The organism is Roseateles sp., from assembly GCF_039595595.1.
In the GTDB taxonomy this organism is placed as follows: domain Bacteria; phylum Pseudomonadota; class Gammaproteobacteria; order Burkholderiales; family Burkholderiaceae_C; genus Roseateles.
Window position 1 is genome coordinate 1 of record NZ_JBCNLG010000061.1, and the last position, 5,207, is coordinate 5,207.

5 protein-coding genes are annotated in these 5,207 nt (G+C 69.7%); 2 read left to right on the plus strand and 3 right to left on the minus strand.

Annotated features, from left to right (window positions below; genetic code table 11):
• Window positions 1–206: 206 nt before the first annotated feature.
• Both eda and edd read right to left on the minus strand, forming a co-directional pair.
• Window positions 207–842, minus strand: coding sequence for a bifunctional 4-hydroxy-2-oxoglutarate aldolase/2-dehydro-3-deoxy-phosphogluconate aldolase (gene eda, locus ABDW61_RS26430; RefSeq protein WP_343643072.1), 636 nt, complete (start codon window positions 840–842; stop codon window positions 207–209).
• 60 nt (window positions 843–902) lie between these two features.
• Window positions 903–2,723, minus strand: a complete 1,821-nt coding sequence (edd, locus tag ABDW61_RS26435; RefSeq protein WP_343643073.1) for a phosphogluconate dehydratase — start codon at window positions 2,721–2,723, stop codon at window positions 903–905.
• Window positions 2,724–2,896: 173 nt separating this feature from the next.
• Between edd and ABDW61_RS26440 the strand changes: the two genes are divergently transcribed.
• On the plus strand, window positions 2,897–3,520 hold the full coding sequence (locus ABDW61_RS26440; protein WP_343643075.1) for a gamma-glutamylcyclotransferase: 624 nt from the start codon (window positions 2,897–2,899) through the stop codon (window positions 3,518–3,520).
• A 1-nt stretch (window position 3,521) separates the two neighbouring features.
• On the opposite strand, the gene ABDW61_RS26445 is transcribed toward ABDW61_RS26440, so the two are convergent.
• Entirely contained in the window at window positions 3,522–4,166 is a 645-nt protein-coding gene (locus tag ABDW61_RS26445) for a nucleotidyltransferase family protein (protein ID WP_343643077.1), read from the minus strand.
• A gap of 150 nt (window positions 4,167–4,316) precedes the next feature.
• Between ABDW61_RS26445 and pdxH the strand changes: the two genes are divergently transcribed.
• Entirely contained in the window at window positions 4,317–4,952 is a 636-nt protein-coding gene (pdxH, locus tag ABDW61_RS26450) for a pyridoxamine 5'-phosphate oxidase (protein ID WP_343643078.1), read from the plus strand.
• Window positions 4,953–5,207: the final 255 nt, after the last annotated feature.

Here is a 5,207-nt window from a genome sequence, read left to right on the forward strand (position 1 = left end):
TACTTCTGCCATCACAAAGTGCGCACGATCGACTTGTGCCAGGCTGACTAACCTGGATTGGACCTGTTACCCATGTCCTGGCACACCTGTTACCTATGTCCCCGGTCCATACACGCTGGGGCGAGGGGGTTTACTACGACGTCCGGCTCTCACCCCCCGCCCGCTTGCGGGAGATCGCTGCGGTTGCCGTCACCGCGACACCGCGCTCAGGCGCGCAGCGCGCTGGCCTCCTGGGCCAGTTGCGTGATGCGGGCCCAGTCGCCGGCCTTCACCGCGTCGGCCGGCGTCAGCCAGGAGCCGCCGCAGACCTTGACGTTCGGCAGCTTCAGGAACTCGGGCGCCGTCTGCACGGTGATGCCGCCCGTCGGGCAGAACACCACGTCCGGGAACGGTCCGGCCAGCGACTTCAGCAGGTTCACACCACCCACCGCCGTCGCCGGGAACAGCTTCAGGAAGGTGTAGCCGGCGTCCGCCGCCATCATCACTTCGCTCGCCGTCGACACGCCCGGCAGCAGCGGCAGGAAATGCGCCTCGCAGGCGCCGGCCAGTTCATGCGTGAAGCCCGGGCTGACCGCGAAACACGCTCCGGCCTGCTTCGCCGCCGCCGCATCGGCCGCCGTGCGCAGCGTGCCCGCGCCGACGAGCGCCTGCGGCACCTCCTTGGCGATCGCGGCGATCGCCGCCAGCGCCGCCGGCGTGCGCAGCGTCACCTCCAGCACCTTCACGCCACCCGCCACCAGCGCGCGAGCCAGCGGCACCGCGTCCTCGACGCGGTCGATGACGATGACCGGAATCACCGGGCCGTGCTGAGCCAGGCTCAGCGTGTCCAGGATGGAACTCATGCGATCTCCTCGTAGTCCTCTTCGATTTCGCCCCGTCGGCGGCCCGCGGTCAAGCCCGGCTCACAGCCAGGTGACCGCGCCCTCCTCCGCCGAGGTCACGTTGCGCCGCATGCCGGCGAACAGCTCCCGGCCCAGGCCCGCGCCGTTCTCGGCGACCGCATCGGCGGTGATCCGGGCCAGCTCGCGCCCGTCCCACTCCGCCGCCGGCACCAGCGCGGTCAGCTCGCCGCTGTTCGCGCACACGCGCACCAGATCGCCATCGCGCAGCTTCGCCAGCGGACCGCCCGCCAGCGCCTCCGGGCTGACATGGATCGCCGCCGGCACCTTGCCCGACGCGCCACTCATGCGGCCGTCCGTCACCAGCGCCACCTTGAACCCCTTGCCCTGCAGCACCGCCAGCGGCGGCGTGAGCTTGTGCAGCTCAGGCATGCCATTGGCCTGCGGCCCCTGGAAGCGCACCACGACGACCACGTCGCGCTCCAGCTCGCCCGCCTTGAACGCGGCCTGCATCGCCTCCTGACTGTCGAAGATGCGCGCCGGCGCCTCGACCGTGTGCCGGTCCTCCGGCACCGCCGAGACCTTGATCACCGCACGCCCCAGGTTGCCCGCCAGCAGCTTCAGCCCGCCCGTGGGCGAGAACGGCGCCGCCGCCGTGCGCACGACCGCCTCGTCATTGCTTCTGGCCGGCAGATCGCTCCAGCTCACGCTGCCATCCTCCGCGCGATGCGGCAGCCGGGCGAAGGCGTTCAGGTTCTGACCCGACACCGAGGTCAGCACCTCGCCATGCATCAGCCCGGCGCCGATCAGCTCGCGGATCACGAAGCCCGGACCGCCCGCGGCCTGGAACTGGTTCACGTCGGCGCTGCCGTTCGGATAGACGCGCGCCAGCAGCGGCACCACCGACGACAACTCGGAGAAATCGCTCCAGTCGATCAGGATGCCGGCCGAGCGCGCCACCGCGACCCAGTGGATCAGGTGGTTGGTCGAGCCGCCCGTGGCCAGCAGCGCCGCCATCGCGTTGACGATGCTGCGCTCGTCGACCATGCGGCCGATCGGCGTGTAGTCGCGCTGCGGAATGATCTTCAGCGCCTGGCGCACGGCCTCGCGGGTCAGCGCCTCGCGCAGCCCGTCATGCGGATGCACGAACGCCGCGCCCGGCACATGCAGGCCCATGGCCTCGAGCAGCATCTGGTTGCTGTTGGCCGTGCCGTAGAAGGTGCAGGTGCCGGCGCCGTGATAAGCCTGGGACTCGGCCTGCAGCAGCTCGTCGCGGCCGACCTTGCCTTGCGCGTACAGCTCGCGGACCTTGGCCTTGTCGTTGTTCGACAGGCCCGAGCTCATCGGCCCCGCCGGCACGAACACGCAGGGCAGATGCCCGAAATGCAGCGCGCCGATCAGCAGCCCCGGGACGATCTTGTCGCAGATGCCCAGCAGCAGCGCCGCGTCGAACACGTCGTGCGACAGCGCCACCGCCGTGCCCATCGCGATCGTGTCGCGCGAGAACAGGCTCAGCTCCATGCCCGGCGTGCCCTGCGTGACCCCATCGCACATCGCCGGCACGCCGCCGGCGACCTGCGCCGTCGCGCCCTGGCGGTGAACCTCGTCGCGGATGATCGCCGGATAGCCCTCGTAGGGCTGGTGCGCCGACAGCATGTCGTTGTAGGCCGTGACAATGCCCAGATGGGGTGCTTTCTCGGCCACGATGCGCAGCTTGTCGTTGGCGGGCATCGCCGCCACGGCGTGCGCCACGTTCGCGCAGCCCAGCCGCTGCACGCCGCGCTGGCGACCCGCCATGCGCTCGATCAGGTCCAGATAACGCTCGCGCGAAGCGGCGCTGCGCGCCTTGATGCGCGCGGTGACGTCCAGAAGCGTCTTGTTCATGCCGACTGCCGATGTAACTCGGCCAGGGTTAGATTGGTAACCATATTACACGCCCGCAGGGCCCGCGTGGCCTCCCGATCCTGTTTCCCAGGTACAAGCTGGTTACAAGAATCGCGCGCGCTCCGAGCCCCTGGCGGCATGCCACGTACCCGCGCCATGGCAGCATGCCGGTCATGATCGACGATCCTCTCGCACAGGCCCGCCTCGAAGACCTCCCCGCCCACAGCCAGCAATTGCTGAAAGTCGCCGAGCGCCAGTGGGACCGCGAGCACGGCCTGATGCTGTTCGCCTACGGTTCGCTGATGTGGAACCCGGGCTTCGTGCCGGCGCAGACGCTGGTGGCCAAGGTGCGGGGCTATCACCGCGCGTTGCGGCTGCGCTCATTGGTCAATCGCGGCAGCGCCGAGCAGCCCGGCCTGGTGATGACGCTGCTGTCCGGCGGCAGCTGCCGCGGCCTGCTGTACCGCGTCGATCCCCAGGACAGCGAGGCGACGCTGCACCGGCTCTGGCTGCGGGAGATGGTCGTCGGCACCTACGTGCCGCGCTGGCTGGAGTGCCATTGCCCCGACGGCCCGGGCCCTCGCAAGGCACTGGCGTTCACGCTGTCGCGGCGCAGTCCCGGCTGGGTGGGCGACCTCTCCGACGATCGCCTGCTGCACATCCTGCGCCACGCGCGCGGCCGCTACGGCACCACGCTCGATTACCTGCAGCGCGCCGTGGCCTGCCTGCGGGAGCACGGCATCCACGACCGCGCGCTGGAGCGCCAGCTCGCGCTGGCGCGGCAGAACGGCTTGTGAATCAGCCCAGGGAGCGCAGGCCGACGTCGCTGGGGCGCGGCATCGACGGATCGATCGCCAGCCGCGCCAGGTCCTCGACGGTGTCGACGTCGATGAGCACGCCCGGGTCGTCGACCTCGACCGCCTGCGCGGGATAGCGCGCCAGCAGCCGCCGCGCGCCCTCGTCGCCCTGCAGGCTGGTGAGTTCGGAGAACAACTCGGCGCTGAAGCCCACCGGATGGCCGCGCCGGCCGCGGTACTGGGCGTAGGCGATCGGATCCTTCGCGATCGCGTCGGCGACCGCCGCCAGCGTGCTGGCGCGCACCATCGGCATGTCCGCCGGCAGGATGAGCCAGCCCGGCGCGTCCCCTGTCGCGGCGACACCGGCGGCGATCGAATGCCCCATGCCCAGCGGTGCCGGACGTCCCAGGCGGTCCTGGTCGGGCAACACCAGCATGTCGCGCGAGGCCACATGACGTCGCACCAGCGGCGCCAGCGCGGTCGAGGTCACCACCAGCATCTGCAGGCCGGACGCCAGCGTCTGGCGCAGCGTGAGCGCCAGCACGGTGTCCCCGTTCAAGACCTGTTCCAGCTTGTGGCCCTCGCCGCGAAAGCGCAGTCCGCGCCCTGCCGCGAGCACGACGACGGCGGGTCGTCGTTGATTCATGCGTACTTCCTTCTGGTTTGGTCCCGATCCCCCTGGGCCGCCTCTCGTGGAGCGGCTTCGTGGGGACAGCATGCCTGCCGCGCGGGGACGGCCGCACCCGGAGTTTCACGAGTGGGAGCTTTACTTAAGGATTCGCCCGATACTCGGCGAATGGACAAACTCTCCGATCTGCGCAAGAGCTACGAGCGCGATGAGCTCGACGAACAACTGGCCGCCAACGAGCCGCTGCGCCAGTTCCGGGACTGGTTCCAGCAGGCGCTGGACGCCAAGGTGCCCGAGCCCAATGCGATGACGCTGGCCACCGTGGGCCACGACGGCCGGCCGTCAACGCGCATCGTGCTGGTCAAGGACATCGAGGAACGCGGACTCGTCTGGTACACGAACTACGACAGCCGCAAGGGACGGGAGCTGGCGGAGCATCCGTTCGCCGCGCTGCAGTTCCACTGGGTGGAACTGGAGCGGGTGGTGCGGATCGAAGGCGCGGTCGAGAAGGTCGACGCGGCGCAGTCGGATGCCTACTACGCGTCTCGGCCGCTGGACTCGCGGCTGGGAGCCTGGGCCTCGCCTCAGAGCCAGGTGATCGCGTCGCGGGCGGTGCTGGTGGCCAACGCGGCCAAGGCCGCGGCCCAGCATGGCTTGAACCCCAGCCGGCCGCCCCACTGGGGAGGATTCCGGCTGGTGCCCGAGCGCTGGGAGTTCTGGCAAGGGCGCAAGTCGAGACTGCATGACCGCCTCGTCTACCGCCGCGACGGCACGGCATGGATCCGCGAGCGCCTCGCACCCTGAGGCTGCGGACCCCACGCGCTCGTCTCTACGCGCTCGTCTCTACGCTCTGGACTCACGTCAACGCGAAGCTTTATCCCCCTCGCCCCAGCGTGTATGGACCGGGGACATAGGTAACAGGTGTGCCAGGGCATGGGTAACAGGTCCAATCCAGGTTAGTCAGCCTGGCACAAGTCGATCGTGCGCACTTTGTGATGGCAGAAGTAGACGTCGAAGCTGCCGTCGATCTCAGGGTGGGGTCTCAGCGCGACGGGTTGG

What these genes read in the sequence shown, in the direction of transcription:
- eda (WP_343643072.1), bottom strand. Translation starts at nt 842, where the DNA reads ATGAGTTCCATCCTGGACACGCTGAGCCTGGCTCAGCACGGCCCGGTG.
- edd (WP_343643073.1), bottom strand. Translation starts at nt 2,723, where the DNA reads ATGAACAAGACGCTTCTGGACGTCACCGCGCGCATCAAGGCGCGCAGC.
- ABDW61_RS26440 (WP_343643075.1), top strand. Translation starts at nt 2,897, where the DNA reads ATGATCGACGATCCTCTCGCACAGGCCCGCCTCGAAGACCTCCCCGCC.
- ABDW61_RS26445 (WP_343643077.1), bottom strand. Translation starts at nt 4,166, where the DNA reads ATGAATCAACGACGACCCGCCGTCGTCGTGCTCGCGGCAGGGCGCGGA.
- pdxH (WP_343643078.1), top strand. Translation starts at nt 4,317, where the DNA reads ATGGACAAACTCTCCGATCTGCGCAAGAGCTACGAGCGCGATGAGCTC.